This window comes from Thermopolyspora flexuosa, from assembly GCF_006716785.1.
Taxonomy (GTDB): domain Bacteria; phylum Actinomycetota; class Actinomycetes; order Streptosporangiales; family Streptosporangiaceae; genus Thermopolyspora; species Thermopolyspora flexuosa.
This window is the reverse complement of the sequence record NZ_VFPQ01000001.1, coordinates 3,235,311-3,261,798: the sequence shown is the minus strand read 5'-3', so window position 1 is coordinate 3,261,798 and position 26,488 is coordinate 3,235,311. Positions and strand designations below refer to the sequence as shown.

25 protein-coding genes and 1 riboswitch are annotated in these 26,488 nt (G+C 72.8%); of the genes, 19 read left to right on the top strand and 6 right to left on the bottom strand.

What is annotated here, in order from left to right; all coding sequences use genetic code 11:
* The first annotated feature begins 102 nt into the window (after window positions 1-102).
* The 3 genes from fmt to rpe all read left to right on the top strand — a co-directional run bounded on the left by fmt (window position 103) and on the right by rpe (window position 3,190).
* Window positions 103-1,032, top strand: a complete 930-nt coding sequence (gene fmt / locus FHX40_RS13770) for a methionyl-tRNA formyltransferase (RefSeq protein ID WP_142259986.1) — start codon at window positions 103-105, stop codon at window positions 1,030-1,032.
* Window positions 1,033-1,048: 16 nt separating this feature from the next.
* Window positions 1,049-2,449: an RsmB/NOP family class I SAM-dependent RNA methyltransferase gene (locus FHX40_RS13765; RefSeq protein WP_142259985.1), complete on the top strand. Its 1,401-nt coding sequence runs from the start codon at window positions 1,049-1,051 to the stop codon at window positions 2,447-2,449.
* Between the two features lie 66 nt (window positions 2,450-2,515).
* Window positions 2,516-3,190, top strand: a complete 675-nt coding sequence (rpe, locus tag FHX40_RS13760) for a ribulose-phosphate 3-epimerase (protein WP_142259984.1) — start codon at window positions 2,516-2,518, stop codon at window positions 3,188-3,190.
* 20 nt (window positions 3,191-3,210) lie between these two features.
* On the opposite strand, the gene FHX40_RS13755 is transcribed toward rpe, so the two are convergent.
* The 5 genes from FHX40_RS13755 to FHX40_RS13735 all read right to left on the bottom strand — a co-directional run bounded on the left by FHX40_RS13755 (window position 3,211) and on the right by FHX40_RS13735 (window position 9,283).
* Window positions 3,211-4,263, bottom strand: coding sequence for an ABC transporter ATP-binding protein (locus FHX40_RS13755; protein WP_142259983.1), 1,053 nt, complete (start codon window positions 4,261-4,263; stop codon window positions 3,211-3,213).
* Window positions 4,260-5,330, bottom strand: coding sequence for an ABC transporter ATP-binding protein (locus tag FHX40_RS13750; protein WP_142259982.1), 1,071 nt, complete (start codon window positions 5,328-5,330; stop codon window positions 4,260-4,262). The genes FHX40_RS13755 and FHX40_RS13750 overlap by 4 nt, the downstream gene beginning before the upstream one ends.
* 22 nt (window positions 5,331-5,352) lie before the next feature.
* On the bottom strand, window positions 5,353-6,333 hold the full coding sequence (locus tag FHX40_RS13745; RefSeq protein WP_142259981.1) for an ABC transporter permease: 981 nt from the start codon (window positions 6,331-6,333) through the stop codon (window positions 5,353-5,355).
* A gap of 78 nt (window positions 6,334-6,411) precedes the next feature.
* Window positions 6,412-8,202, bottom strand: coding sequence for an ABC transporter substrate-binding protein (locus FHX40_RS13740; protein ID WP_142259980.1), 1,791 nt, complete (start codon window positions 8,200-8,202; stop codon window positions 6,412-6,414).
* 49 nt (window positions 8,203-8,251) lie between these two features.
* Complete coding sequence (locus FHX40_RS13735; protein WP_142259979.1) at window positions 8,252-9,283, bottom strand: ABC transporter permease; 1,032 nt, start codon at window positions 9,281-9,283, stop codon at window positions 8,252-8,254.
* A 440-nt stretch (window positions 9,284-9,723) separates the two neighbouring features.
* A riboswitch (FMN riboswitch) is annotated at window positions 9,724-9,854 on the top strand.
* Window positions 9,855-10,040: 186 nt separating this feature from the next.
* On the opposite strand from FHX40_RS13735, the gene FHX40_RS13730 reads away from it, so the two are divergent.
* The 9 genes from FHX40_RS13730 to FHX40_RS13690 all read left to right on the top strand — a co-directional run bounded on the left by FHX40_RS13730 (window position 10,041) and on the right by FHX40_RS13690 (window position 18,083).
* Window positions 10,041-10,661 carry a riboflavin synthase gene (locus FHX40_RS13730; RefSeq protein WP_142259978.1) on the top strand — a complete coding sequence of 207 codons (621 nt, stop codon included), beginning with the start codon at window positions 10,041-10,043 and terminating at the stop codon, window positions 10,659-10,661.
* Complete coding sequence (locus FHX40_RS13725; RefSeq protein WP_142259977.1) at window positions 10,658-11,953, top strand: bifunctional 3,4-dihydroxy-2-butanone-4-phosphate synthase/GTP cyclohydrolase II; 1,296 nt, start codon at window positions 10,658-10,660, stop codon at window positions 11,951-11,953. The genes FHX40_RS13730 and FHX40_RS13725 overlap by 4 nt, the downstream gene beginning before the upstream one ends.
* Window positions 11,950-12,420, top strand: a complete 471-nt coding sequence (ribH, locus tag FHX40_RS13720; RefSeq protein ID WP_142259976.1) for a 6,7-dimethyl-8-ribityllumazine synthase — start codon at window positions 11,950-11,952, stop codon at window positions 12,418-12,420. Before FHX40_RS13725 ends, ribH begins: the two co-directional genes overlap by 4 nt.
* Window positions 12,417-12,881 carry a PH domain-containing protein gene (locus FHX40_RS13715; protein ID WP_142259975.1) on the top strand — a complete coding sequence of 155 codons (465 nt, stop codon included), beginning with the start codon at window positions 12,417-12,419 and terminating at the stop codon, window positions 12,879-12,881. Before ribH ends, FHX40_RS13715 begins: the two co-directional genes overlap by 4 nt.
* Before the next feature lie 73 nt (window positions 12,882-12,954).
* Window positions 12,955-13,797, top strand: a complete 843-nt coding sequence (locus FHX40_RS13710; RefSeq protein WP_425329287.1) for an AAA family ATPase — start codon at window positions 12,955-12,957, stop codon at window positions 13,795-13,797.
* A complete protein-coding gene (locus FHX40_RS13705) occupies window positions 13,781-15,064 on the top strand; it encodes a vWA domain-containing protein (RefSeq protein WP_142259973.1) in 1,284 nt (427 codons plus the stop codon). The genes FHX40_RS13710 and FHX40_RS13705 overlap by 17 nt, the downstream gene beginning before the upstream one ends.
* 145 nt (window positions 15,065-15,209) lie before the next feature.
* Complete coding sequence (locus FHX40_RS13700) at window positions 15,210-16,337, top strand: XdhC family protein (RefSeq protein ID WP_142259972.1); 1,128 nt, start codon at window positions 15,210-15,212, stop codon at window positions 16,335-16,337.
* Window positions 16,338-16,368: 31 nt separating this feature from the next.
* The gene (locus FHX40_RS13695; protein WP_142261772.1) at window positions 16,369-16,944 is read left to right on the top strand and encodes a nucleotidyltransferase family protein; all 576 of its coding nucleotides are present in this window, start codon (window positions 16,369-16,371) and stop codon (window positions 16,942-16,944) included.
* 98 nt (window positions 16,945-17,042) lie between these two features.
* The gene (locus tag FHX40_RS13690; protein WP_142259971.1) at window positions 17,043-18,083 is read left to right on the top strand and encodes an LLM class F420-dependent oxidoreductase; all 1,041 of its coding nucleotides are present in this window, start codon (window positions 17,043-17,045) and stop codon (window positions 18,081-18,083) included.
* Window positions 18,084-18,123: 40 nt separating this feature from the next.
* On the opposite strand, the gene FHX40_RS13685 is transcribed toward FHX40_RS13690, so the two are convergent.
* Window positions 18,124-18,711 carry a TetR/AcrR family transcriptional regulator gene (locus FHX40_RS13685; protein ID WP_142259970.1) on the bottom strand — a complete coding sequence of 196 codons (588 nt, stop codon included), beginning with the start codon at window positions 18,709-18,711 and terminating at the stop codon, window positions 18,124-18,126.
* 145 nt (window positions 18,712-18,856) lie between these two features.
* Between FHX40_RS13685 and FHX40_RS13680 the strand changes: the two genes are divergently transcribed.
* The 7 genes from FHX40_RS13680 to FHX40_RS13650 all read left to right on the top strand — a co-directional run bounded on the left by FHX40_RS13680 (window position 18,857) and on the right by FHX40_RS13650 (window position 26,452).
* Window positions 18,857-20,419 (top strand): MDR family MFS transporter, encoded by a 1,563-nt coding sequence (locus FHX40_RS13680; protein WP_229788298.1) that lies wholly within the window; start codon window positions 18,857-18,859, stop codon window positions 20,417-20,419.
* 66 nt (window positions 20,420-20,485) lie between these two features.
* The gene (locus FHX40_RS13675; RefSeq protein ID WP_142259969.1) at window positions 20,486-20,935 is read left to right on the top strand and encodes a Fur family transcriptional regulator; all 450 of its coding nucleotides are present in this window, start codon (window positions 20,486-20,488) and stop codon (window positions 20,933-20,935) included.
* A 31-nt stretch (window positions 20,936-20,966) separates the two neighbouring features.
* Entirely contained in the window at window positions 20,967-23,198 is a 2,232-nt protein-coding gene (katG, locus tag FHX40_RS13670) for a catalase/peroxidase HPI (RefSeq protein WP_142259968.1), read from the top strand.
* Window positions 23,199-23,422: 224 nt separating this feature from the next.
* Window positions 23,423-24,586 (top strand): M24 family metallopeptidase, encoded by a 1,164-nt coding sequence (locus FHX40_RS13665; RefSeq protein WP_142259967.1) that lies wholly within the window; start codon window positions 23,423-23,425, stop codon window positions 24,584-24,586.
* Window positions 24,587-24,623: 37 nt separating this feature from the next.
* A complete protein-coding gene (gene efp, locus FHX40_RS13660; protein ID WP_142259966.1) occupies window positions 24,624-25,184 on the top strand; it encodes an elongation factor P in 561 nt (186 codons plus the stop codon).
* 2 nt (window positions 25,185-25,186) lie between these two features.
* Window positions 25,187-25,597, top strand: coding sequence for a transcription antitermination factor NusB (nusB, locus tag FHX40_RS13655; RefSeq protein ID WP_142259965.1), 411 nt, complete (start codon window positions 25,187-25,189; stop codon window positions 25,595-25,597).
* A gap of 84 nt (window positions 25,598-25,681) precedes the next feature.
* Entirely contained in the window at window positions 25,682-26,452 is a 771-nt protein-coding gene (locus tag FHX40_RS13650) for a methyltransferase domain-containing protein (protein WP_142259964.1), read from the top strand.
* Window positions 26,453-26,488: the final 36 nt, after the last annotated feature.

Below are 26,488 nucleotides of genomic sequence, written 5' to 3'. Positions count from 1 at the left end.
GGACGGTGGTGCGCCGCGCGACCGGGACGCCGCGCGCACCGTGATCGGGCCCCTCGTGTGCGGGTGACCGGGGGCCGGTTCGAGAGAGGCGTTGGGGGAACCTTGCGTTTGGTCTTCGCCGGAACGCCGGAGACGGCGCTGCCGTCGCTGCGGCTGCTGCTTCGGTCGCCGCGGCACGAGGTCGTGGCCGTGGTGACCCGGCCCGACGCCCGGTCGGGGCGGGGGCGGAAAGTGCATCCCAGCCCGGTGGCCGAGCTCGCCGCCGAGGCGGGCGTGGAGGTGCTCAAGCCCGCCCGCGCGGGCGACCCGGAGTTCCTGGCCCGGCTGCGCGAGATCGCGCCCGACTGCTGCCCGGTCGTGGCGTACGGCGCGCTGCTGCCGGAGACCGCGCTCGAGATCCCCCGGCACGGCTGGGTGAACCTGCACTTCTCGCTGCTGCCCGCGTGGCGCGGCGCGGCCCCGGTGCAGCACGCGATCCTGCACGGCGACGAGATCACCGGCGCGACCACGTTCCGCATCGTCAAGGAGCTCGACGCCGGCCCGGTGTTCGGCGTGGTCACCGAGGCGGTGCGGCCCGAGGACACCAGCGGCGACCTGCTCGCCCGGCTCGCCGAGTCCGGCGCGCGGCTGCTCGCCGCCACGCTCGACGGCATCGAGGACGGCACGCTCGAGGCGCGCCCGCAGCCCGCCGAGGGCGTCTCGTTCGCCCCCAAGATCGAGGTGGCGGACGCCCGCGTCGACTGGGCCGCGCCCGCGCTGCGCGTCGACCGGCTGATCCGCGCCTGCACCCCGGCCCCGGGGGCGTGGACCGAGTTCCGCGGCGGCCGGCTCAAGCTCGGCCCGGTCCGGCCGGTCCCGGACGCGCCCGCGCTGCCGCCCGGCGCGCTGCACGCCACCAAGGAGGAGGTGCTCGCCGGCACCGGCACCGTCCCGGTACGGCTCGGCGAGGTGCGCCCCGAGGGCAAGCGCGCGATGACCGCCGCCGAGTGGGCCCGCGGCGCCCGCCTCACCGCGGGCGACGCCCTGACCTGAGCGAGCGAGGAGCGACGTGACCGGACAACGGCGACGGGGCCGGGCGCGGCCGCCCCGCCAGGCCGAGCCGCGGCGGCCGGTGCGGGACGAGGCGCGGAACGCGGCCTTCGACCTGCTGCGCGCGGTGCGCGAGCGGGACGCCTACGCCAACCTGCTGCTCCCGCGCATGCTGCGGGAACGCGGCCTGACCGGCCGGGACGCCGCGCTCGCCACCGAGCTCGGCTACGGCACGCTGCGCGGCCTGCTCACCTACGACCGGATCATCGCCGCGTGCAGCGACCGGGCGCCGGAGAGGCTGGACCCGCCGCTGCTCGACGCGCTGCGCCTCGGCGTGCACCAGCTGCTCGCCACCCGCATCCCGCCGCACGCCGCGGTGAGCGCCACCGTCGCCCTGGTGCGCCGCCGGGTGGGCGAGGGACCGTCCCGGTACGCCAACGCGGTGCTGCGCCGCGTCGCGCACCGCAGCCTGGAGGAGTGGCTGCCGATCGTCGCCCCCGCGGCCGAGGAGGACCTCGTCGGCCACCTCGCGGTCACCCACAGCCACCCCCGGTGGATCGTCACCGCGCTGCTCGACGCGCTCGGCGGCGACCGGGCCGAGGCCGAGGCGCTGCTCGCCGCGGACAACGAGCGTCCCCTCGTCACCCTCGTCGCCCGGCCCGGCCGGGCCACGGTCGACGAGCTGGTCGCGGCCGGCGCCGAGCGCGCCCGCCGCTCGCCGTACGCGGCCTACCTGCCCGAGGGCGACCCGGCCGCGATCCCCGCGGTCGCCGAGGGGCGGGCCGGGGTGCAGGACGAGGCGAGCCAGCTCGTCGCGCTCGCGCTCACCCGGGTGCCGGTGACCGGGCCCGACGCCCGGTGGCTCGACCTCGCCGCGGGCCCCGGCGGCAAGGCCGGCCTGCTCGACGCGGTCGCCGCCCAGCGCGGCGCCCGGCTGCTCGCCTCCGACGTGCAGCCCCACCGGGCCGCCCTGGTACGGCAGGCGGTCCGCGACGCCGCCGTGGTCGTCGCCGACGGCACCGCCCCCGCCTGGCGCGAGGCCGCGTTCGACCGGGTCATGCTCGACGCCCCGTGCACCGGCCTGGGCGCGCTGCGCCGCCGCCCGGAGGCCCGGTGGCGGCGCGGCCCGGAGTCGCTGCCCGAGCTCACCGCGCTGCAGCGCCGCCTGCTGGAGGCCGCCGCCGACGCGGTACGGCCCGGCGGCGTGGTCGCCTACGTCACCTGCTCGCCGCACCTCGCCGAGACCGTCGTCGTGGTCGAGGACGTCGCGGGCCGCCGCGGCGACCTGGAGACGCTCGACGCCCGCGAGTACCTGCCCGAGGCCGACGGGCTCGGCGACGGGCCGTACGCGCGGTTCTGGCCGCACCGGCACGGCACCGACGCGATGTTCCTCGCCCTGCTGCGGCGCACCGCGTCCTGATCGGACGCGGCGAGGGAGCGGTCCCGGCACAGGTCACGGCGGCGGGCCCAATAGACTCGCCCCATCATGGCTGTACAGATCTCGCCCAGCATCCTGTCCGCGGACTTCGCGCGGCTCGCCGACGAGGCGGCCCGGGTCGGCGACGTCGCCGACTGGCTCCACGTCGACGTCATGGACAACCACTTCGTGCCCAACCTCACCCTCGGCCTGCCGGTGGTCGAGTCGCTGCTCAAGGCCACGCCGCTGCCGCTCGACTGCCATCTGATGATCGAGGACCCGGACCGGTGGGCGGTGCAGTACGCCGAGGCGGGCGCGGGCAGCGTCACCATCCACGCCGAGGCGGCCAAGGCGCCGGTGCGCACGCTGCGGCAGATCCGCCGGGCGGGCGCGCGGGCGGGCTTCGCGCTCAACCCGGCCACCCCGGTGGAGCCGTACGCGGACCTGTTCGGCGAGATCGACATGCTGCTCGTGATGACCGTGGAGCCGGGCTTCGGCGGCCAGCCGTTCCTCGACGTGGTGCTGCCGAAGGTGCGCCGGGCCCGCGAGCTCATCGACCGGCACGGCGGCGAGGTCTGGCTCCAGGTGGACGGCGGCGTGTCCGCGGCCACGATCGAGCGCTGCGCCGAGGCGGGCGCGGACGTGTTCGTCGCGGGCAGCGCGGTGTACGGCGCCGAGGACGCCGCGAAGGCCGTCCAGGAGCTGCGCGACCTCGCCGAGTCGGCCTGGAAGCGGCGCGGCTGACCGGCCGGCCGTACCGCGGCTCAGCCGGGCCGGTTCTCCGCGGACCCCTGGGCGAGCGCCCCGTGCGCGGCCGGCTCCGCCGGCGGCGGCGGGTCCATCGGGTGGTGGCAGGCCACCAGGTGCCCCTCGGCGTTGCCGTCGAGCCGGACCAGCGGCGGGGTCTCCTGCGCGCACTTCTCCGTCGCCTTCCAGCACCGGGTGCGGAACCGGCACCCGGACGGCGGGTCGACGGGGGAGGGGAGGTCGCCGGTGAGCCGGATGCGCTCGCGGCCCGGCTCCGGGTCGATCTCCGGCACCGCGGACAGCAGCGCGTGCGTGTACGGGTGGCGGGGCCGCTCGTAGAGCGAGGCGCGGTCGGCGATCTCCACGATCCGGCCCAGGTACATCACCGCGACCCGGTGGGAGAAGTGCCGCACCACCGCAAGGTCGTGGGCGATGAACAGGAACGCGATCCCGAACTCCCGCTGCAGCCGCTGCAGCAGGTTGATCACCTGGGCCTGGATCGACACGTCGAGCGCGGACACCGGCTCGTCGGCCACGATCAGCCTGGGCTGCAGGGCGAGCGCCCGCGCGATCCCGATGCGCTGGCGCTGCCCGCCGGAGAACTCGTGCGGGTAGCGGTTGTAGTGCTCGGGGTTGAGCCCGACCGTCTCCAGCAGCTCGCGCACCCGCCTCTCCCGGCCCCCGGGCGGGTCGATGCCGTTGATCTCCATCGGCCCGCGGATGATCGACCCCACGGTGTGCCGCGGGTTGAGCGACGAGTACGGGTCCTGGAAGATCATCTGGATCTGCGGGCGGATCGGCTTGAGCTCCCGGCGGCTCGCGTGGGTGATGTCCCGCCCGTCGAACCGGATCGTCCCGCGATCCGGCTCGAGCAGCCGCGCCACGAGCCGGCCGGTGGTCGACTTGCCGCAGCCGGACTCGCCGACGAGGCCGACCGTCTCCCCGGGGGCGACGGTGAGGTCGACGTCGTCCACCGCGTGCACCGACCCGATCCGGCGCTTGATCAGGAATCCGCCCGTCACCGGGAAGTGCTTGGTGACGCCGGACAGCTCCAGCAGCGGCTCGGTCATGCCCGCTCCTTCCGGTCGTCTCGGGCGTCCGTGAGGCGCCGCTTGTCCTCGGGCGCCAGGTGACAGGCGTCGGCGTGCCCGTGCTCGGGGACGAGCGCGGGCCGCTCACGGGTGCACAGCTCCCGCCCGGCGAGGTCGACGAAGTCGCACCGGGGGTGGAACGGGCAGCCCGGCGGCGGCGCGAGCAGGCTCGGCGGCGTGCCGCGCACCGGCCGCAGCGGGACGTCGAGCGGGGAGCGCAGGCTCGGCATCGACGCGAGCAGGCCCCAGGTGTACGGGTGGCGGGGCTCGCGCAGCACCTCGCGCACGGTGCCCCGCTCCACCGCCCGCCCGGCGTACATGACGAGCACCTCGTGCGCGGTGTTCGCCACCACCCCCAGGTCGTGGGTGATGAGGATGATCGCCATGCCGGTCTGCTGCTGCAGGTCCTTGAGCAGGTCGAGGATCTGCGCCTGCACGGTCACGTCGAGCGCGGTGGTGGGCTCGTCGGCGATGAGCAGGTCCGGGTCGCAGACGAGGGCCATGGCGATCATCGCGCGCTGCCGCATGCCGCCGGAGAAGTGGTGCGGGTAGTCGTCGACGCGCAGGTGCGGCTGCGGGATGCCGACCCGGCGCAGCATCTCGATCGCCCGCTCGCGGGCCTCGCGCCGGCTGCCGCCCTTGTGCCTGCGGTAGGTCTCGGCGATCTGCCGCCCCACGGTGTGGTACGGCGACAGCGCGCTGAGCGGGTCCTGGAAGACCATGGCGACGCGGTCGCCGCGCAGCCGCTCCATGGTGGCCCGGTCCGCGGAGACCAGCTCCCGGTCCTCCAGCCAGATCTCGCCGGTGACCGTGGTGGTCGCCGGGTCGTGCAGGCCGAGGATGGACAGGCTCGTCACCGACTTGCCGGAGCCGGACTCGCCCACGATGCCGAGCGTGGTGCCCTTCTCCAGGTCGAAGGAGAGGCCGTCGACCGCGTGCACCACGCCCTCCTCGGTGGTGAATTGCACGGCGAGGTCGCGGACGGCGAGGAACGGCCCGGGGCCGCGGCGCACGGGGGACTCGGTGGTCCAGGTGGCGGTGCTCACTCCTGTTTCTCCGTCTCTGGCGTCAGCTCAGCCGTACCCGCGGGTCGATGACCGCGTAGAGGACGTCCACGATGATGCTGAACACCACGATCGCGGTCGCGGCGAGCAGCACGGTCGCCATGAGCATCGGCAGGTCGGAGTCGGTGACCGCGCGCACCGCGAGCCGCCCGATGCCCTGCAGGCCGAACGTGGTCTCGGTGATGATCGCCCCGCCGATGAGGTGCCCCAGGTCGACGCCGAAGATCGTGACCACCGGGATGAGGGTGCCGCGCAGCGCGAACCGCCCCACCACGGTACGGCGCGGCAGCCCCTTGGCCACGGCGGTGCGCACGTAGTCCTCGGTGAGCTGCTCCACCATGGTCGAGCGGGTGATCCGCGTGTAGTTCGCGGTGAAGATCAGCGACAGCACGACCCACGGCAGCAGCAGGCCGTACGCCCAGCCGATCGGGTCCTCGGTGAGCGGCACGTACCGCGGCTGGTCGAGGATCTGCCACTGGTAGACGAGGAAGTACATGGCGAGCGTGCCGACGAAGTAGATCTGCACCGAGGCGCCGATCAGCGACGCCACGCTCGCGATCTTGTCCAGGGGTCTGCCGCGGCGCAGCGCCGCGACCACGCCGGTGCCCACCCCGAACAGCAGGAACAGCACCGCGGCGCCGAAGGTGAGGGAGAGCGTCAGCGGCAGCCGGTCGAGGATCGTCTCCAGCACCGGCTCCCGGTTGACGAACGAGTAGCCCAGGCAGGGCGCGGGGCAGTGGCCCAGGCCCTCGTAGTCGCGGCCGACCACCAGGCCGGCCAGCCAGGCGACGAACTGCTGCCACACCGGCGCGTCCAGGCCGAGGTTGCGCCGGGCCTGCTCGAGCAGCTCGGGCGGGCAGACCTTGCCGCAGGCGAGCCGGGCCGGGTCGGCGGGCACGGCGAAGAACAGGAAGAACGTGACCGCCGCGATGATCAGCAGGGTGACCACCGCGCCGATGGTGCGGCGGGTGAGGAAGGCGAGCATGGTCGGCGAACACTCCGGAACGACGTCGGCGGGCGGGCCCCGGGGCGGGCGGGAGCGCCCGCCCCGGAGCGCGCGGCGTCACTGCGGCTTGACGTAGATCAGGTTGGGCGACACGGTCCACAGCTGCGGGTCGATCTCGGCGCCGCCGATGCGCGAGCCGTACAGCATCGTGCCGATGTCGTTGGTGTCGGGCACGATCGGGGTGATCGTCTCCATGATCCGCTTGTCGAGCGCGGCCCACGCGGCGTTCGCCTCGTTGGCGTCCGCCATCTCGAGGATGCGCTTCATCTCCGCGTCGATCTCCGGGTCGCGCAGGTGGGAGAGGTTGTAGCCGCCGTCACGCACCGGGCCGAAGATGACCGGCAGCACGGTCGAGCCCGACGGCCAGTCCTGGCCCCAGCCGCCCCAGTACAGGTCGAAGCCGTTGTCCACCTTGCTGATCTGGTCGTAGTAGGTCTTGCGGGCCAGCGGCTTCGGCACCACGTTGATCCCGATCTTGGCGAGCTGGTTCTTGATCACGACCGTCTTGCGCTCCTCGATCGGGGTCTGGTTGTAGGCGTAGACGATCGTGGGGTTGGGGTCGCTCGACTCGGCCATGAGCTGCTTGGCCCGCTCGATGTCGCCCTCGGGCTTCGCCTTCATGCCGAACACGTCGTAGTCCTGCCAGCCGGCCACCACCGGGTTGAGGATCGTGGTGGAGATCACGTTCGCCGCCGGGCCGCCCTCGAGCTGCTGGAGCTGCCGGGTCGGCCAGGCGATGTTGATCGCCTGCCGGTGCTTGATGTCCTTCACCCGGTCGAGGTTGAAGTAGTAGTAGTTGCCGTACGGCGACGGCTGGCGCAGCATCCGGGACTTCAGGTTCTCGTCCTTGAGCACCTGCTGCAGCCGCTCCGGCGCGACCCACGCGTAGAACGACAGCGCGGTCTTGTCCTCACCGGCGTCCGCGATGAACCGGTCGGTGATCTGCAGCCGCTCCTGGCCGAACTCGAAGCGCCACTTGTCCGGGTAGCCGCCGCGGATCGGGTCGGTCGCCGGGTCCCAGTGCGGGTTGCGCTCCAGCTCCATGGACTTGTCCGGCGTGTGCGACGTGATCATGTACGGCCCGCTGGAGAAGGGTTCCTTGTCGTACTTCTCCTTGGTGTCCTTCGCCTTCGGCACGATCGCGTAGCCGGTCATGGCGAGGGCGAAGTTGGCGTCGGCGTGCGGCTCCTTGAAGCGGAACACGACGGTCTTCTCGTCCGGCGTCTCGATGCTGTCGAGCCGCTTGCCGCCGTACGGGCCGCCGTAGGCCTTCTTGTAGTCCTCCTCGCCGGTGAGCCACTGCTGGATGTAGGCGGGCCCGTAGGTGATGTGCGGGGCGAACAGCCGTTCCATCGTCCACTTCACGTCCTCGGACGTGATCGGGCTGCCGTCCTGCCACTTCACCCCGTCCTTGAGGGTGAAGGTCCAGGTCCGCCCGCCGTCGGAGGGTGTGCCGGGGTCGGTGGCGAGGTCGCCGACGAGCTTGTACTCGTTCGGGCCGACCCGCTTGTACCCGGTGAGGCCGCGGGCGTACAGCAGGGCCATGTTGCTCTCGGTGTTGAGGTAGATCTGGCCCGGGTCGAGGTGGGCGAAGTCGTCGCGGTCGAGCATGGTGACCGTGCCGCCGCGCACCACGCCCTCGGGCGCCGGGGCCGGGCCCTTGGAGTCCTCGGCGGTGCCGATCGTCACCTTCGGCGGGGTGAACGTCTCGGTGTCGGACGCGGGGGCCGGCGCGGAGGAGGCGGGTGTGCTGCCGCCGCCGCCCGCGTTCCCCGGAGCGCACGCCACGGCGAACGCCAGCACGCCGATCGCCGCGACCGCGGTGAACGACCGTCTCCGTCCTGTCATTGGTACTCCTATCTCCACCTGGTGGGGCGTAGCCGTGCCGAGGGCGCCGTCAGCGCCGGATTCTGGGGTCGAAGGCGTCCCTGACCGAGTCACCGAGCAGGTTGAACGCGATGACGAAGATCAGCAACGCCACGCCGGGGAACATCAGGTATGTGATGTCGTCCTGGTAGACCTCGGTCCCGCGCAGGAACATGCGGCCCCAGTCCGGGACGGGCTCGATCATGCCGACGCCCAGGAAGGAGAGGGCGGCCTCGGCGGTGACCAGGGCGGGGAGCATGAGCGTGGCCTGGACGAGGATCGGGGTCCACAGGTTGGGGAGCAGCTCCTTGAAGATGATCCGCGCGGGCGAGGCGCCGGTGACCCGCGCGGCCTCGACGAACTCCCGCTCGCGCAGCGAGAGCACCTGGCCGCGCAGCAGCCGGGCGATCGCCGCCCAGCTGAACGCGGTGAGCACGATGATCAGCGTGAGCGCGCGTAGCCAGACCGGGGTCTCCTCGTCGGGGCCGACGAAGAGGTTCTCCACCACCGGGGTGAACGCGATGATGAACAGCGTCGACGGGAACGACAGGGTCACGTCGATCACCCGGCCGAGGAAGTAGTCCGTGCGCCCGCCGAAGTAGCCCGCCACGACGCCGATCACGATGCCGATCAGCGTGGAGCCGAGCGTCGCCGCGAGCGCGATCGCCAGCGAGGTGCGGATACCGTACACCAGCTGCATGAACACGTCGCGGCCGAGGCCAGGTTCTATGCCGAACCAGAATTCCGGGCTGATCCCGCCGTTGGGGAGGATCGGGAAGCCGTACTCGTTGAGCAGACCCGGTCGGTCAAGCCCATACGTCGTATATGGGTCTTTACCGTACAAAAGCGATATAAGTGGGGCGGCCGCGGCCACGAGCAGGTAACAGGCGACGATGATCGCGGCGACCACGCCGGTCCGGTCACGGCGGAAGCGCCGCCACATGAGCCGGCCGGGGGAAAGCCCCGCCACGTCCCGGTCCGGGTCGCGTGGCGTCGTGGCCGGATCCACCGGATCCACCGGGTCCGCCGGGCCGGCCGAGGTGGCCGGAGTGGGGAACGTCATCGTGCAGGGGCTCCCGGGTGTTACGTGAAAGATCGGCCAAAAGTCCGACCTGCTGGCACCCTGACAACTTATTTTCCGCGGGTCAACCACATCGAAGGCGAACCCGGTTTCTTCGTCACTTCGTTGTTCAAAGTCAACCAGCTTGTGTCCGGATAACCCGTTGACCAGGGAAGACAACTCCGCAAAAATGTGAATAGCCTGTTCCCTGGTTGTTCACGGTTTTGTGACACAATCCCGACGTGATCGGGACAATAAGGTTCCCGGCGGCGGCAATCCTCATCCTAAGTGACCGCCCGGGCGATAAACCGTAATTGACGGGCGCGGCCGGTGACGGCGCCGCGACGGGGACGATCCCGGCGGCCGGGGTTCCGACCTGCGGCACCCCGGAGGGGCCACTCTGCGCGTCACGCCCCCGGACATGGCACACTACAAGGGCGACACTGCGTGCTCCGGGGTCGGTGGAACTCCGAACCGGCGGTGAAAGTCCGCGACCCGGCCGAAGCCATCGGCCGGTTGACCCGGTGGAACTCCGGGACCGACGGTAAAAGTCCGGATGGGAGGTAGCGCGCACGGCGGGACGGGCGTCCCGTCGAACATGATCGGTGCGCGTCCTGCGCCGCCCGGTCCCCGGGGCTCGCCGTGGCAGAGCGGTTCTGGCGAGTAGGAGGCCCCCGGTGATCGGTTCCCCATCTTCCCCCCGGTCGCGTTCCCCCCGCGCCCGGCGTTTCCCCGGCGCCCGGCGAGAGGACTGACCGGGATGTTCACCGGAATCGTCGAGGAGATCGGCGAGATCGTGCGTGTCGAGCCCGCCGGTGACGGGGCGCGGCTCGAGATCCGCGGCAAGACCGTCACCGAAGGCACCCGGCACGGCGACTCGATCGCGGTCGACGGGGTCTGCCTCACCGTGGTCGGCCTCGACGGCGAGGTGTTCACCGTGGACGTCGTCGCCGAGACCCTCGCCCGCAGCACGCTCGGCGGCAAGGACGCCGGCGCGCGGGTCAACCTGGAGCGCGCGGTCCGCGCCGACCAGCGGCTCGGCGGGCACATCGTGCAGGGACACGTGGACGGCACCGCGGCCGTGCTCGACCGCACACCGGGCGACCACGGGGAGCGCATGCGGTTCTCGCTGCCGCCCGCGCTCGCCCGCTACGTGGTGGAGAAGGGCTCGATCGCGGTGGACGGGGTGAGCCTCACCGTGGCGGCGGTCGACGCCGAATCCTTCACCGTGGCCCTCATCCCGGCCACGCTCGAGCTCACCACGCTCGGCGCCAGGCGCCCGGGCGACCCGGTCAACCTCGAGGTCGACGTCATCGCCAAGTACGTCGAGAAGCAGGTGGCCGCCTACGCAGGGGCGCACGCGAGGGAGGCCGGGCGATGAGCCGGAACGGGACCATCACCCTCGACCCGATCGACCGGGCGATCGCCGACATCCGCGAGGGCCGCCCGGTGGTCGTGGTCGACGACGAGAACCGGGAGAACGAGGGCGACATCATCTTCGCCGCGGAGAAGGCCACGCCCGAGCTGCTGGCCTTCACCATCCGCCACACCAGCGGCGTGATCTGCGTGCCGATGCTCGGCGCGGACCTCGACCGGCTGGAGCTGCCGCTCATGGTCCGGCAGAACCAGGACCGCATGCGCACCGCCTACACGATCAGCGTGGACGCCCGGGACGGCGTCACCACCGGCATCTCCGCCGCCGACCGGGCGCGGACCATCCGGCTGCTCGCCGACCCGGACACCGAGCCGGACGAGCTGGTGCGCCCCGGCCACATCTTCCCGCTGCGCTACCGGGAGGGCGGCGTGCTGGTACGGCCCGGCCACACCGAGGCCGCGGTCGACCTCGCCCGCCTCGCCGGCCTCACCCCCGCCGGGGTGCTCGCCGAGGTGGTGAACGACGACGGCACCATGGCCCGGCTGCCGCGGCTGCGCGAGTTCGCCGACGAGCACGACCTCGCGCTCGTCTCGATCGAGCAGCTCATCGACTACCGCCGCCGCGCCGAGCGGCTGGTCACCAGGGCCGCGGAGACCCGGCTGCCGAACAAGTACGGCATGTGGCGGGCCTACGGGTACGTGAGCGCGCTCGACGACGGCGAGCACGTGGCGCTCGTCTACGGCGACGACGTGGTCGGCACCGGCGCGGAGAACGTGCTGGTCCGGGTGCACTCCGAGTGCCTCACCGGCGACGTGCTCGGCTCGCTGCGCTGCGACTGCGGGGTGCAGCTCGACAACGCGATGCGGGCGATCGCCGCCGAGGGCCGCGGCGTCATCGTCTACCTGCGCGGCCACGAGGGCCGGGGCATCGGCCTGACCGCGAAGCTGCGCGCCTACGCGCTGCAGGACAACGGCAGCGACACCGTGGACGCGAACGTCGAGCTCGGCCTGCCGGTGGACGCGCGGGAGTTCTCCAACGCCGGGCAGATCCTCGCCGATCTGGGCATCCGCTCGGTGCGGCTGCTCACCAACAACCCGGCGAAGGCGCGCGGCCTGGACGGGTACGGGGTCAAGGTGCTCGGCCGGGAGGCCATGCCGGTGGCGGCCAACCCGTACAACCTGCGCTATCTTGCCGCCAAGCGTGATCGGCTCGGCCACGACATCCCGGCCGGGCTGGGCGCGGTGCCGGAGGCCCGGCACGGAATTCGGGAGACGGTGGACGTGGAGGGCGCTCGGTGAGCGGCATCGGCAGGCCGGAGATCGGCACGGTGGACGCGCGTGGCCTGAGCCTGGGCATCGTCGGTGCCCGCTGGCACGAGAAGGTCACCGACCAGCTCGTGGCCAGGGCGGAGCAGGCGGCGGCGGACTGCGGGGCGCGCGCGGTGACCGTGCGCGTGGCGGGCTCGCTGGAGATCCCGGTGGTGGCCCAGGCCCTCGCCCGGCGGTTCGACGCGGTGGTCGCGCTCGGCGTGGTGATCCGCGGCGAGACCGCGCACTTCGACTACGTGTGCGAGTCGGTGACCTCGGGCCTCACCCGGGTCGCCCTCGACGAGTCGACGCCGGTGGGCAACGGGGTGCTCACCTGCGACACCCTCGACCAGGCGATCGACCGCGCAGGGCTGCCCGGCAGCCGCGAGGACAAGGGGTACGAGGCGACCCTCGCCGCCCTGGAGGCCGCGCTGCTGCTGCGGAGTCTGGCCCGATGAGCGGGGGGCCGTCCGAGGCGGCGGCCCCGCCGCTGCCGGTCACCTGGGTGCCGCGCCGGTCCCGCGCGGTCGCCTACACGGTCGCGGCGCTGCTCGTGGCGGGCGCCGTGGCCTTCGCGATCGTGCTGCCCGAACGCTTCAAGATCCCGGACCGGATCGGCGTGGTCGCGTTCGCCTGCGGGCTCGCCTGGCTGCTGCACATGCTGGGCCGTACCCGGGTCGAGGCCGACGAGCGGGGCGTGACGCTGGTGAACGCCTTCCGGGTGCGCCGGTACGAGTGGGCCCAGCTGATCGGCGTGTCGATGGAGGTGGGCGATCCCTGGCCCCGGCTCGACCTCGCCGACGGCTCCAGCATCGGGGTCATGGGCATCCAGGGCTCGGAGAAGGAACGCGCCTACCGGGCGGTCGCCGAGCTCCGCGCGTTGATCAGGCAGTACGGCGAGGCGCCGGAGCCTCGGTAGGCTGCGTACCCTTTTAGGCGTGTTGCGGCAGGAAACGATGTTTGAACCTGAATCGCCCGAAATGTTGGCGAATGTGCTTGAGAAGCACGGTTACCTGGCCGACGAGGGCCTGGCGACCGCGTGCTTCCTGGCACTGCGCATGGGCCGCCCCCTGTTCCTCGAGGGCGAGGCGGGCGTGGGGAAGACCGAGCTCGCCAAGACGCTCGCGACCGTGCTCGACGCGCCGCTCATCCGCCTGCAGTGCTACGAGGGCCTGGACGCCGCGCAGGCGCTGTACGACTGGGACTTCCCCCGCCAGCTCCTCCACCTCAAGGCGGCCGAGGCCGCCGGCGTGCACGACGCCGAGCGGCTCGAGGGCGAGCTGTACGACCGCCGCTACCTGATCGCCCGGCCGCTGCTGCGCGCCCTGGAGACCTGGCCGAGCGTGCTGCTCGTCGACGAGGTGGACCGCGCCGACGACGAGTTCGAGGCGTTCCTCCTGGAGGTGCTGAGCGACTTCCAGATCTCCATCCCCGAGCTCGGCACCGTGCGCGCCGAGCGCCCCCCGGTCGTGGTGATCACCTCCAACCGCACCCGGGAGGTGCACGACGCGCTCAAGCGCCGCTGCCTCTACCACTGGCTCGAGCACCCGTCCTTCGAGCGCGAGGTGGCGATCCTGCGCAAGCGGCTGCCCGAGTGCGGCGAGACGCTCGCCGCCCAGGTCGCCCGCGCCACCGCGCGGCTGCGCGAGGCCGACCTGGTCAAGCCGCCCGGCATCGCGGAGACCCTCGACTGGACCGAGGCCCTGCTCACCCTCGGCGCCCGGGACCTCGACCCCGCCCTCGCCGCCGCCTCCCTCGGCGCGCTGCTGAAGTACCGGGAGGACCAGGAGACGGTGCTGCGCAACGGGCTGCTCGACGATGTCCGGCCGGCCTGAGCACGGGTACCCCGATCCGGCGGCCGCCGCCCGCGCCGCCCTCGACCGGATCCTGGCGGGCGTCTCCTCGCACGCCGCGTCCCACCCGCCGGCGGACACCCCGCCGCCCACGCCGCCGGACGAGCGGGGGCGTGCGGAGGCGGACGACCGTCCGGTCGACGAGCGCCTGTACGCGACGATCACCGGCTTCGCCCGCACGCTGCGCGCCGCCGGGGTCGCCGCCGACCGCGAGCGCACCCAGAACATGGTCGAGGCGCTCGCCCGGCTCGACGTCACCCGGCCGATGGACGTCTACTGGGCCGGCCGGTTCACCCTGTGCTCCGGCCCCGACGACATCCCCCGGTACGACCGCTGCTTCGCCGCCTACTTCGGCGGGGAGCGGGCGCTGCCCGTCCGGCAGCCCGCCGTGGTCACCGTCACCCGCCACGTGGTGAGCCTCGGCGACGACGGGGAGGGCGGGCAGGAGGGCGACGGCGACGTGGTCCCGATGACCGCGAGCCGCGTGGAGATCCTCCGGCACCGCGACGTGGCCCGGATGACCGCGGCCGAGCGCGACGAGATCCACCGCATGCTCGCGCTGCTCGAGGCGGCCCGGCAGCGCCGCCGCTCGCGCCGGTTCACCCCGGCGCAGCGCGGCCGCATCGACCCCCGCCGCACCGTCCGCGACACCCTGCGGCGCGGCGGCGAGCCCGCGCGGCTGCGGCGGCGCACCCACCGCACCCGGCCGCGCCGGGTGGTGCTGCTCGTCGACGTGAGCGGCTCGATGGCGCCGTACGCCGACACGCTGCTGCGGTTCGCCCACGCGCTGGTCCGCCGCGAGCCGCGCGCCACCGAGGTGTTCAGCGTGGGCACCCGGCTCACCCGGATCACCGAGGAGCTGCGGCACCGCGACCCCGCCACCGCGATGCGCGAGGTGTCCGCGGCGATCCCCGACTGGAGCGGCGGCACCCGGCTCGGCGAGGAGCTGAAGGAGTTCCTCGCCCGCCATGGCTCGTACGCCCGCGGCGCGATCGCCGTGATCGCCTCGGACGGGTGGGAGCGCGGCGACCCGTCGCTGCTCGGATCGCAGATGGCCCGCCTGTCCCGGCTCGCCCACCGGGTGGTGTGGGTCAACCCCCACAAGGGCAGCGAGGGCTACCAGCCGCTCACCGGCGGCATGCAGGCGGCCCTGCCGTACATCGACGACTTCGTCGCCGGGCACAGCCTCGCCGCGTTCGAGGATCTCGCCGCGCTGCTCGCCGGGAAGCAATCCGGCAAAACGCGCTAATCGCCACAAGCTCGCCTACTCTTGATTTATTCGCCCTGGCCACCTGTGCGACACATAGCGTGACCGGCGGACCGCGGGCCCCCGTGGCGACCCGACGGTGACCCAGCGGTGAGTCAGCGGTGACGCAGTACGACTGGAGGGTCCCATGCGTGACGTGCTTTCGCAGATCACCCGCTGGTGGGAGGCTGGGGAGACGTTCGGCCTGGCCACCGTGGTCAACACCTTCCGCAGCGCGCCCCGGCAGCCCGGCGCGGCCATGGCGGTGCTCGGGGACGAGGCCGTGGGCAGCGTCTCCGGCGGCTGCGTGGAGGGGGCGGTCTACGAGCTCGCCCAGCAGGTCGCCGCCTCGGGCGAGCCGGTGCTCCAGCGGTACGGGGTGTCCGACGACGACGCCTTCGCCGTCGGCCTCACCTGCGGCGGCATCATCGACATCTTCGTGGAGCGCGTCGACCGGGAGAGCTTCCCCGAGCTGGGCGAGATCAACGCGTCGATCGCCAAGCACGAGCCGGTGGCGATCGCCACCATCGTGTCCGGCAGGGGCCGGGTGGGCGCGCGCCGGGTGGTGTGGCCGGACCGCTCGTCCGGGTCGCTCGGCTCCGCGCGGCTCGACCAGGCCGTCGACGACGACGTGCGCGGCATGCTCGCCCAGGGCCTGACCGGCACCCGCCGGTACGGCGCGGCGGGGGAGCGCCGCCTCGACGAGCTCGAGGTGTTCGTGCACTCGTTCGCCCCGCCGCCGCGCATGCTCGTGTTCGGCGCGATCGACTTCGCCGCGGCCGTGGCGCGGATCGGCAAGTTCCTCGGCTACCACGTCGTGGTCTGCGACGCCCGGCCGGTGTTCGCCACCAAGAAGCGCTTCCCCGAGGCCGACGAGGTGATCGTGAAGTGGCCGCACGACTACCTCGTGGAGACCCACGTGGACGAGCGCACCGTGATCTGCGTGCTCACCCACGACCCCAAGTTCGACGTGCCGCTGCTGGAGGTGGCGCTGCGCACCGACGCCGGGTACGTGGGCGCGATGGGGTCGCGGCGCACCCACGAGGACCGCATGGCCCGGCTGCGCGAGGCGGGCCTGTCGGAGGAGGAGCTCTCCCGGCTGCGCTCCCCGATCGGCCTCGACCTCGGCGCCCGCACCCCCGAGGAGACCGCGGTGTCGATCGCGGCCGAGCTGATCCAGATGCGCTGGGGCGGCTCGGGCCGGCCGCTCACCTTCACCGAGGGGCGCATCCACAAGGACGACCCGACGCCGGGGCACGGCGCCGGTGCGCGCTGACGGGCCCGCCGCGGGCGGCGCGGTGCCGGCGGTGGCGGGACTGCTGCTCGCCGCGGGCTCGGGCAGCCGGCTGGGCACGCCCAAGGCGCTGCTCGAGCTCGACGGCGAGCCGCTCGCCGTGCGCGGCGCGCGCACGCTGCGCGAGGGCGGGTGCGACCCGGTGGTGGTCGTGCTCGGCGCGGCCGACGTGCCGGTGCCCGGCGCGCTCACCGTGCACAACCCGGACTGGGCCACCGGCATGGGCTCGTCGCTGCGGGCCGGGCTCGCCGCGCTGCCCGCGCGGGCCGAGGCCGTGGTGGTCGCCCTCGCCGACCAGCCACTGGTCGGGCCCGAGGCGGTGCGCCGCCTGGTCGCGGCCCGGCGGTCCGGGGCCACGGTCGCCGTCGCCACGTACGGCGGGCGGCGGCGCAACCCGGTGCTGATCGCCCGCGAGCACTTCGCCGAGGTCGCCGAACTCGCCGTGGGGGACGTGGGCGCGCGGCCGTTCCTGCGCCGGCACGCCGCCCTGGTGACCGAGGTGCCCTGCGACGACGTCGCCGACCCGGCCGACATCGACACCGCCGAGGACCTCGCCCGCCTCGCCGGGCGGACCGCGCCCGGCGCCTGAGCCCGGCATGGCCCGCGGCTTGGTGCCCGGCGCGCGAGCCGTTACGCTGTCCCGAGTAGAACTTTGTTCCGTAGCTGGGCCGGGAGGAGTGCGGGCGCATGCGCATCGGGATGACCCTGAACTACACGGGCGGCTTCAAGCAGACCGTGGCGGAGCTCGCCGACTTCGAGAAGGCGGGCCTGGAGATCGTGTTCGTGGCCGAGCTGTACAGCTTCGACGCGGTCAGCCAGCTCGGCTACATCGCCGCCAAGACCGAGCGCATGCAGATCGCCTCGGGCATCCTGCCCATCTACTCGCGCACCCCGGCGCTGCTCGCGATGACCGCGGCCGGGCTCGACTACGTCTCGGACGGCCGGTTCGTGCTCGGCATCGGCGCCTCCGGGCCGCAGGTGATCGAGGGCTTCCACGGCGTGCCGTACACCGCGCCGCTGGGCCGTACCCGTGAGGTGGTGGAGATCTGCCGCAAGGTGTGGCGGCGCGAGCGGCTGGTGCACGAGGGCCGGTACTACACCCTGCCGCTGCCGCCGGACCAGGGCACCGGGCTGGGCAAGCCGCTCAAGCTCATCAACCACCCGGTGCGCGACCGCATCCCGATCTTCATCGCCGCGATCGGCCCGAAGAACGTCGAGCTCGCCGCGGAGATCGCCGAGGGCTGGATCCCGATCTTCTTCGTGCCGGAGAAGTCCCGCGAGGTGTGGGGCGACGCCCTCGCCGCGGGCAGGGCCAGGCGCGACCCCGCGCTCGGCGAGCTCGACATCGTGGTGCAGGCGATGCTCGCGATCGGCGACGACGTCGGCGACATGGTGGAGCTCGCCCGGCCCATGCTCGCCCTCTACATCGGCGGCATGGGCGCGAAGGGCAGGAACTTCTACAACGACCTCGCCCGCCGGTACGGCTACGAGAAGGAGGCCGAGCGGATCCAGGACCTCTACCTGGCCGGGAGGAAGGACGAGGCGGCCGCGCTCGTGCCCCGCGAGCTGCTCGAGCTGACCTCGCTCGTCGGCCCGGAGGGGCTGGTGCGCGAGCGCATCGCCGCGATGCGCGAGGCGGGCGTCACCGTGCTCAACGTCACCCCGATGGCGAACACCCACGCCGAGCGGGTGCGCCTCATCGAGCGGGTGCGCGAGCTCGCCTCCTGAGCCCGGACCCGCGTCACGCCCTCTGGCCCGCCGGGTCGGGTCAGGGGGCGAGGCACTGGGTGTACAGGGCGGTGAGGCGGCGCTCCAGCTCGGCCAGGTCGAGCTCCCGGGCCGTCTCCTGCCCGAGGGTACGGCGCAGCGACCCGCCGCCGAGGAAGATCGCGGTGGCGAGCGCGGCGCGCTCCCGCGCGTGCGGGCCGTCCAGCTTCTCGGTGACCGGCCCGAGGATCGCGCTCTCCACCCGGCGGCGCAGCACCGAGCGGATCTCCGGGCTGCCGCCGGCCCGGTCGATCATCCGCGCCACCGGGTCGGTGGTCTCCGCGGCGATCCGGCGCGCCACGAACGCCGCGAGCCGGGCGGGCAGGCCCTCCACGTCGCCCTCGATCACCGACTCGAGCTGGGAGCGCGCGGCGATCACCTCGGCGAACAGGTTCGCCTTGCTGCCGAAGTAGCGGTTGACCAGGGCCACGTTCGCGCCCGCCTCGTTGGCGATCATGCGCACCGTGACGTGGTCGTAGCCGTGCTCGGCGAACAGCCGGGTGGCCGCCTCGAGGATGCGGCGCGTGGTCGCCTCGCGGTCCCGGCACGGCCGGTTCGCGGTGCGGGCCGTGGTGGGCTGGGTGTCCATGTGGCCGTCGTCCCCTCACACCCGGCGCTCGCCGGATGTCCTGATCGTTTCCCTGAGCACTGTAGTGCGCCCCGGCCCCCTGGCAGCGAAGTAAACAACCGTATACTAGCCAAAAGCTGTACGGTGCACACAAAAGGGGCGCTTGGTGACTGAGACTGGCATCCGATCGGACGTCCCGCAGACCCCGAGCCCGCAGCGGCGCGGCTACACCCACCGGGAGATCATGCAGATCCTCTCGGGACTCCTGGTCGCGATGCTCACCTCCATGCTGTCCACGTCGGTGGTGGGCACCGCGCTCCCCACCATCGTCGGTGAGCTCGGCGGGCAGGAGCAGCTCTCCTGGGTGGCCGCGGCGAACCTGCTCACCATGACGGTGTCGGTGCCGCTGTGGGGCAAGCTGTCGGACCTGTTCGGGCGCAAGCGCATGTTCCAGCTCGCCCTCGTGCTGTTCGCCCTCTCCTCGGTCGCCGCCGGCATGTCGCAGAGCATGGGCATGCTGATCGCGGCCCGTGCCGTGCAGGGGGTGGGCGGCGGCGGGATCATGGCGCTGGTCCAGGTGATCCTCGGCGACGTGGTCGAGCCGCGGGAGCGCGGCCGCTACAACGGGTACGTCGGCTCGGTGTTCGGCGTCTCCACGATCGCCGGGCCGCTGCTCGGCGGCGTGCTCGTCGACACCCAGGGGCTCGGCTGGCGGTGGTGCTTCTACCTCGCCGTGCCGTTCGCGGTCGCCGCGTTCCTCGTGGTGCAGCGCAAGCTGCGCCTGCCGTACGTCAGGCGGGACGCCCGGATCGACTGGTGGGGCGCGTTCACCATCACCGGCGCGGCCGCGAGCCTCATGCTCGTGCTCTCCCTCGGCGGGCACGAGTTCGCCTGGGACTCCCCGTGGACCTTCGGCCTGTTCGCGCTGAGCGCGGTGCTCGCCGTCGCCGCCGTGCTCGCCGAGCGCCGGGCCGCCGACCCGATCCTGCCTCCGCGGCTGTTCCGCGACCGCACCTTCGTGCTCACCAGCGTCGCCTCGCACCTGCTCGGCATCGCGCTGTTCGCGATGATGATCTACCTCCCGCAGTACCTGCAGATCGTCAAGGGCATGACGCCGATGGCCTCGGGGCTGATGACCCTCCCGATGGTGCTGTCCCACGTGCTGTCCTCGCTCGTCTGCGGCCGCCTGGTCAGCCGGTACGGGCGGTGGAAGGTCTACCCGGTCGTCGGGCTGCTGCTCGTGGCGGCCGGGCTGGCGCTGCTGTCCCGCCTCGAGGTGGGCTCGAGCGAGGTGGCCATCGGGCTGGACGCCGCGGTGGTCGGCACCGGGTTCGGGATGAGCATGCCCATCCTGCTGCTCGCCGCGCAGAACGCCGTGGAGCACCGGGACATGGCGGTCGCCACCTCGGGCGTCGGCTTCTTCCGCAGCCTGGGCGGCGCGGTCGGCGTCGCCGCGTTCGGCGCGATCCTCACCAACCGGGTGCACGACGAGATGACCCGGCTGCTGGCCGCGAGCCGCGTGAAGCTCACCGGTACCGTCGATCTGGGCACGCCCGAGGCGATCCGTGGGCTCGCGCCCGCCGTACGGCACGTCGTCGTGCACGCCTTCGCCGACGCGATGAGCACCGTCTTCCTCGTCGCCGTCCCGACGGCACTGCTCGGCGCCGTGGCCGTCGCGTGCCTGCGCGAGCTGCCGTTGCGTACCGGGGCGTCATCGCCCTCCGGTTGAACGGTGCGCAAGATTTGACACATCAAAGACTTGAATCGTTCAGGTTAATGGGGGTAGGTTCAAGCCATGGCGACGCCGACGACTCCGACCACCGCCGACGAGCTGCGCCGCGCGGGCCTGCGGGTGACCGCGGCCCGGGTCGCACTGCTCGAGGTGGTCCGTGCCGGGGATCACCTGGGTGTCGAGGCGATCGCCGAACGGGTGCGTGACCGTGTGGGTCACATTTCCCTGCAGGCCGTGTACGACGCCCTGAACGCGCTCACCGCGGCGGGGCTCGTGCGCAAGATCGAGCCGGCCGGAAGCCCGGCCCGGTACGAGGGACGCGTGGGCGACAACCACCACCACGTCGCCTGCCGGTCCTGTGGCGCCGTCGCCGACGTCGACTGCGCGACGGGGGCGGCGCCCTGCCTCACCGCGTCCGAGGACCACGGCTACGTGATCGACGAGGCCGAGGTCATCTACTGGGGCCTGTGCCCAGCCTGTTCCACCTCACGCAGCCCGGAGAGCACGTCCTGAATTCGAGACGCACCGTCCGGAGGGATCCCCATTGACCGAGAAGACTGACGCAGCTGCCACCGACGCCACCGCGGCGCAGGGGGGCTGCCCGGTCGACCACAAGCGTCTCCCGCACCCGACGCGGGGCGACGCGAACCGCATGTGGTGGCCCGAGCGACTGAACCTGAAGATCCTCCACAAGAACCCGGCGGTGGCGAACCCGCTCGGCGAGGAGTTCGACTACGCCGAGGAGTTCAAGAAGCTCGATCTGGCGGCGGTGAAGCGGGACATCGCCGAGGTGCTCACCACGTCGCAGGACTGGTGGCCCGCCGACTTCGGCCACTACGGCCCGTTCATCATCCGTATGGCCTGGCACAGCGCGGGTACCTACCGGATCCACGACGGCCGCGGCGGCGCCGGCTCCGGCCAGCAGCGCTTCGCGCCGCTCAACAGCTGGCCGGACAACGCCAACCTGGACAAGGCCCGCCGCCTGCTGTGGCCGGTGAAGAAGAAGTACGGCCGCAGGATCTCCTGGGCCGACCTGCTCATCCTCGCCGGCAACGTCGCCCTCGAGACGATGGGCGTCAAGACGTTCGGCTTCGCCGGCGGCCGGGTGGACGCCTGGGAGCCCGACGACGACGTGTACTGGGGCCCGGAGGCGACCTGGCTCGGCGACGAGCGCTACAGCGGCGACCGTGAGCTCGAGGAGCCCCTCGCCGCCGTGCAGATGGGCCTCATCTACGTCAACCCCGAGGGCCCGAACGGCAACCCGGACCCGCTCGCCGCGGCGCGCGACATCCGGGAGACCTTCCGCCGGATGGGCATGAACGACGAGGAGACCGTGGCCCTGATCGCCGGCGGCCACACCTTCGGCAAGACCCACGGCGCGGGCCCGGCCGAGCACGTCGGCCCCGAGCCCGAGGCGGCCCCGATCGAGCAGCAGGGCCTGGGCTGGAAGAGCAGCTACGGCACCGGCAAGGGCAAGGACACGATCACCAGCGGCCTGGAGGTCACCTGGACCACCTCGCCGACCAAGTGGTCGAACGGCTTCCTGTGGAACCTGTTCGGGTACGAGTGGGAGCTCACCAAGAGCCCGGCGGGCGCCTGGCAGTGGAAGCCGAAGGGTGACGCGGGCAAGGACCTGGTGCCCGACGCGCACGACCCGAACAAGCGGCACCAGCCCGGCATGCTCACCACCGACCTCGCCCTCCGGTTCGACCCGATCTACGAGCCGATCGCGCGGCGCTTCCTGGAGAACCCGGACGAGTTCCAGGAGGCCTTCGCCCGGGCGTGGTTCAAGCTCACCCACCGCGACATGGGCCCGGTCACCCGCTACCTCGGCCCCGAGGTGCCGAGCGAGGTGCAGATCTGGCAGGACCCGCTGCCGGAGCGCGACTACGAGCTCATCGACGACGCGGACGTCGCCGAGCTCAAGCGCCGCATCCTCGACTCCGGCCTGTCGCCGTCCGACCTGGTGTTCACCGCGTGGGCGTCGGCCGCCTCGTTCCGCGGCAGCGACAAGCGCGGCGGCGCCAACGGCGCGCGCATCCGCCTCGAGCCGCAGAACTCCTGGGAGGTCAACGACCCCGAGCGGATCGCGGTCGTGCTGCGCGGCCTCGAGCAGATCCAGCAGGAGTTCAACGCCGCCCAGACCGGCGGCAAGAAGGTCTCGCTCGCCGACCTGATCGTGCTCGGCGGCACCGCCGCGGTGGAGCAGGCGGCGAAGCAGGCCGGCGTCGACGTCACGGTGCCGTTCACCCCGGGCCGGGTGGACGCCCTGCAGGAGCAGACCGACGTCGAGGCGTTCACGGTGATGGAGCCGAAGGCCGACGGGTTCCGCAACTACCTCGGCAAGGGCAACCGGCTCCCGGCCGAGTACCTGCTCGTCGACCGGGCGAACCTGCTCACCCTCTCCGCCCCGGAGATGACGGTCCTCGTCGGCGGCCTGCGCGTGCTCGGCGCGAACCACAAGCAGACCCCGCACGGCGTCTTCACCGACCGGGTCGGCACGCTGAGCAACGACTTCTTCGTCAACCTGCTCGACATGGGCGTTGAGTGGCAGCCGGTGTCCGGCGACGACAACCTCTTCGAGGGCCGCGACCGCGCCACCGGCGAGGTGAAGTGGACCGCCACCCGCGTCGACCTCGTCTTCGGCGCGAACTCCGAGCTCCGCGCGATCGCCGAGGTGTACGCCTGCGACGACGCCAAGGAGAAGTTCGTCCACGACTTCGTCAAGGCGTGGCACAAGGTGATGGACCTCGACCGGTTCGACGTCCACGCCTGATCACGACCTGACCGGCCGGGCCGCGCGGCCCGGCCGGGCGGAGGTCCGGATCGGCCGCCCGGCCGGTCCGGACCTTTCGTTTCGTACGGCTGTGCGCGTTGTACGGCCGTGCGCGGCCGACGGCCGGGCACACCGCCGCCGCGGGCCGCCGAGCACGTAGAGCTCGCGCCGGTTCGCGCCACCTCGCCTCCGGGTGACCGCGGCGAGGCCGTACAGTCGGGGACATGGAGTTCGACCACGCCGCGCGGCGGGCACGGCTCGCCGTACTGCTCGCCGGATACGCCGAGACGCCCGAGGAGTCCGCGGAGGGGCCCGGCCTGGACGCGCTGCTCGTCACCGACCCGGTGAACGTGCGGTACCTCACCGGGCTGGTGAGCTCGAACGCGGCGGTGCTGGTGCGCGCGGACGGCTCCGCGGTGCTCGCCACCGACGCCCGGTACGCCGAGGCGGCGCGGCGGCGCTGCCCGGACGTCGAGGTCGTCGAGCACCGGGACACCGCGGGCCGCCTCGCCGAGCTCGCCCGCGGCGGGCGCGTCGGCATCGAGGCGCACCACATGACGGTCGCGACCTACCGGCGGCTGGGGGAGTGGCCGGTGCCCACCCAGGGGCTGGTGGAGACCGTGCGGGAGGTGAAGGACGAGGCGGAGATCGCGGCGCTGCGCACCGCCTGCGAGATCACCGACCAGGCGTTCGCCGACGTGATCGAGCGGATCCGGCCCGGCATGACCGAGCGCGAGATCGCCCGCGCGCTGGAGCTCCGGATGATCGAGCTCGGCGCGGAGAAGCCCGCGTTCGACTCGATCGTGGCGAGCGGCCCGAACGGGTCCGTCCCGCACCACTCGCCCACCGACCGGCCGGTGGCCCGCGGCGACCTGCTCACCATGGACTTCGGGGCGCGCTACGCGGGCTACCACGCGGACATGACCCGCACGGTCGCGATCGGGACCGTGGCGGACTGGCAGCGCGAGCTGTACGAGCTGGTGCGCGAGGCCCAGCGGGCCGGCCGCGAGGCGGTGCGGGCCGGGGCGGTGGTGCACCGGGTGGACGCCGCCGCCCGGGACGTGATCGCCGCCGCGGGCCACGCCGAGCGGTTCGAGCACGGGCTGGGGCACGGCGTCGGCCTCGCCATCCACGAGGAGCCGTTCCTCGCCCCCGACCGGCACGGCTCCGCCGGGGAGCCGGGGACCGGCCGTGCGGGGGCGGTGACGGATCGGCGCGGTGAGTGCGACCGCGAGGGCTGTAAACTAAAGGATCGAGTTCCGATCACCGTGGAGCCGGGAGTCTACCTCCCCGGCGTAGGTGGCGTCCGTATCGAGGACACTCTCGTGACGCGGGGCGACAAGCCGGAACTGCTCACCCGCACGACCAAGGAGCTGTTGGTCCTCTGACATGCGAGGGCCCCGCGGCGGTACCAGGAGATGACTAGTGGCGACGACGAACGACCTCAAAAACGGCATGGTACTCAAGCTCGACGGCGGCGAGCTGTGGTCCGTCGTGGAGTTCCAGCACGTCAAGCCCGGTAAGGGTGGCGCGTTCGTCCGTACCAAGCTGAAGCACGTCCTGACCGGCAAGGTCGTGGACAAGACGTTCAACGCCGGTGTCAAGGTGGACGTGGCGACCGTCGACAAGCGGGAGATGCAGTACTCCTACCTCGACGGCGACGACCTCGTCTTCATGGACACCGAGACCTACGACATGATCCACGTTCCCCGGGCCACCGTCGGTGACGCGGCGAACTACATGCTGGAGAACCAGATCGTCACGGTGGCGTTCAGCGAGGGCGAGCCGCTGTACGTCGAACTGCCCGCCTCGGTCGAGCTCACCATCGCCCACACCGAGCCCGGCGTGCAGGGTGACCGGTCCACCGGCGGCACCAAGCCCGCGACCCTGGAGACCGGCGCGGAGATCAAGGTCCCGCTGTTCATCACGACCGGGGAGAGGGTCAAGGTCGACACCCGTACCGGCGAGTACCTCGGCCGGGCCTGAAGGTGACCGCACGGGGAAAGGCCCGCCGCCGCGCGCTCGACATCCTGTTCGAGGCCGAGATGCGCGGCGAGGACCCGGCGCAGGTCCTCGCCGAGCGGCGGGAGCGGGCGCAGCCGCCGATCAACGAGTACACGGTGTTCCTGGTCGAGGGCGTCTGCCGGCACCGGGAGCGGATCGACGAGCTGATCTCCACCTACGCCCAGGGATGGACCCTCGACCGCATGCCCGCGGTCGACCGCAACGTGTTGCGCGCCGGCACCTACGAGCTGCTGTGGGCCGACGACGTCCCCGGCGGCGTGGTGATCAGCGAGTGGGTGCACCTCGCCGCCGAGCTGTCCACCGACGACTCGCCGCACTTCGTCAACGGCCTGCTCGCGCGCTTCATGAAGCTCAAGCCGTCGCTGGCGCTGTGAGCCGTCCCGCCTCCCGGTCGAGGACGGTAGGCTGGCCGTGACCGGCCGAACCAGGCTCCGACCAGACCGGGAGGCGAACCGAAGGTGCGCACGGAGGGCGCGACCCGGCAGCAGGCCACGTCACCCGCGGCACGGACCGCCGTGGTGTGGAGCGCGCTGCGCGCGGTCCTCGCCGATCGCGTGGCCGAGACCGGCCGCGCGCGGCTCGACATCGTCGACGCCGGCGGCGGCACGGGCAACTTCGCCGTCCCGCTCGCCGAGCTGGGGCACACGGTCACCGTCGTCGACCCCAGCCCCGACTCCCTCGCCGCCCTGGAGCGGCGGGCGGCCGAGGCCGGGGTGACCGTCCGGGGCCTGCAGGGCGACGCGGCCGACGTGGCGGAGCTGCTCCCCGCGGGCACCGCCGACCTCGTGCTCTGCCACAGTGTGCTCGAGTACGTCGAGGACCCCGCCGCCGCGCTCGCCGCGCTGGCCCGGCTGCTGCGCCCCGGCGGCTTGATCAGCGTGCTCGCCGCCAACGCGGTCGCCGCGGTGCTGCACCGCGCGGTCGCCGGCCGGTTCGACGAGGCGCTGCGGGCGCTCACCGACCCGGCCGGGCGGTGGGGTGACCGCGACCCGGTGCCCCGGCGCTTCACCCGCGACGCCCTCACCGCGCTCCTCACCGCGGCCGGGTTCACCGTGATCGAGACGCACGGCGTGCGCGTGTTCGCCGACCTCGTGCCGAGCCGCCTCGTCGACATCGTGCCCGGGGGCGCCGACCACCTCATCGAGCTGGAGGAGGCGGCGGCCACCCACCCGGCGCTGCGCGACATCGCCACCCAGCTCCACCTGCTCGCCCGCGTGCCCGAGGGGTGACACGCGGGCCGTTCGCGCAGGTCGAACGGCTGTTCG

What these genes read in the sequence shown, in the direction of transcription:
- rpe (WP_142259984.1), top strand. Translation starts at nt 2,516, where the DNA reads ATGGCTGTACAGATCTCGCCCAGCATCCTGTCCGCGGACTTCGCGCGG.
- FHX40_RS13755 (WP_142259983.1), bottom strand. Translation starts at nt 4,263, where the DNA reads ATGACCGAGCCGCTGCTGGAGCTGTCCGGCGTCACCAAGCACTTCCCG.
- FHX40_RS13745 (WP_142259981.1), bottom strand. Translation starts at nt 6,333, where the DNA reads ATGCTCGCCTTCCTCACCCGCCGCACCATCGGCGCGGTGGTCACCCTG.
- FHX40_RS13740 (WP_142259980.1), bottom strand. Translation starts at nt 8,202, where the DNA reads ATGACAGGACGGAGACGGTCGTTCACCGCGGTCGCGGCGATCGGCGTG.
- FHX40_RS13735 (WP_142259979.1), bottom strand. Translation starts at nt 9,283, where the DNA reads ATGACGTTCCCCACTCCGGCCACCTCGGCCGGCCCGGCGGACCCGGTG.
- FHX40_RS13730 (WP_142259978.1), top strand. Translation starts at nt 10,041, where the DNA reads ATGTTCACCGGAATCGTCGAGGAGATCGGCGAGATCGTGCGTGTCGAG.
- FHX40_RS13725 (WP_142259977.1), top strand. Translation starts at nt 10,658, where the DNA reads ATGAGCCGGAACGGGACCATCACCCTCGACCCGATCGACCGGGCGATC.
- FHX40_RS13715 (WP_142259975.1), top strand. Translation starts at nt 12,417, where the DNA reads ATGAGCGGGGGGCCGTCCGAGGCGGCGGCCCCGCCGCTGCCGGTCACC.
- FHX40_RS13705 (WP_142259973.1), top strand. Translation starts at nt 13,781, where the DNA reads ATGTCCGGCCGGCCTGAGCACGGGTACCCCGATCCGGCGGCCGCCGCC.
- FHX40_RS13700 (WP_142259972.1), top strand. Translation starts at nt 15,210, where the DNA reads ATGCGTGACGTGCTTTCGCAGATCACCCGCTGGTGGGAGGCTGGGGAG.
- FHX40_RS13690 (WP_142259971.1), top strand. Translation starts at nt 17,043, where the DNA reads ATGCGCATCGGGATGACCCTGAACTACACGGGCGGCTTCAAGCAGACC.
- FHX40_RS13685 (WP_142259970.1), bottom strand. Translation starts at nt 18,711, where the DNA reads ATGGACACCCAGCCCACCACGGCCCGCACCGCGAACCGGCCGTGCCGG.
- FHX40_RS13675 (WP_142259969.1), top strand. Translation starts at nt 20,486, where the DNA reads ATGGCGACGCCGACGACTCCGACCACCGCCGACGAGCTGCGCCGCGCG.
- FHX40_RS13665 (WP_142259967.1), top strand. Translation starts at nt 23,423, where the DNA reads ATGGAGTTCGACCACGCCGCGCGGCGGGCACGGCTCGCCGTACTGCTC.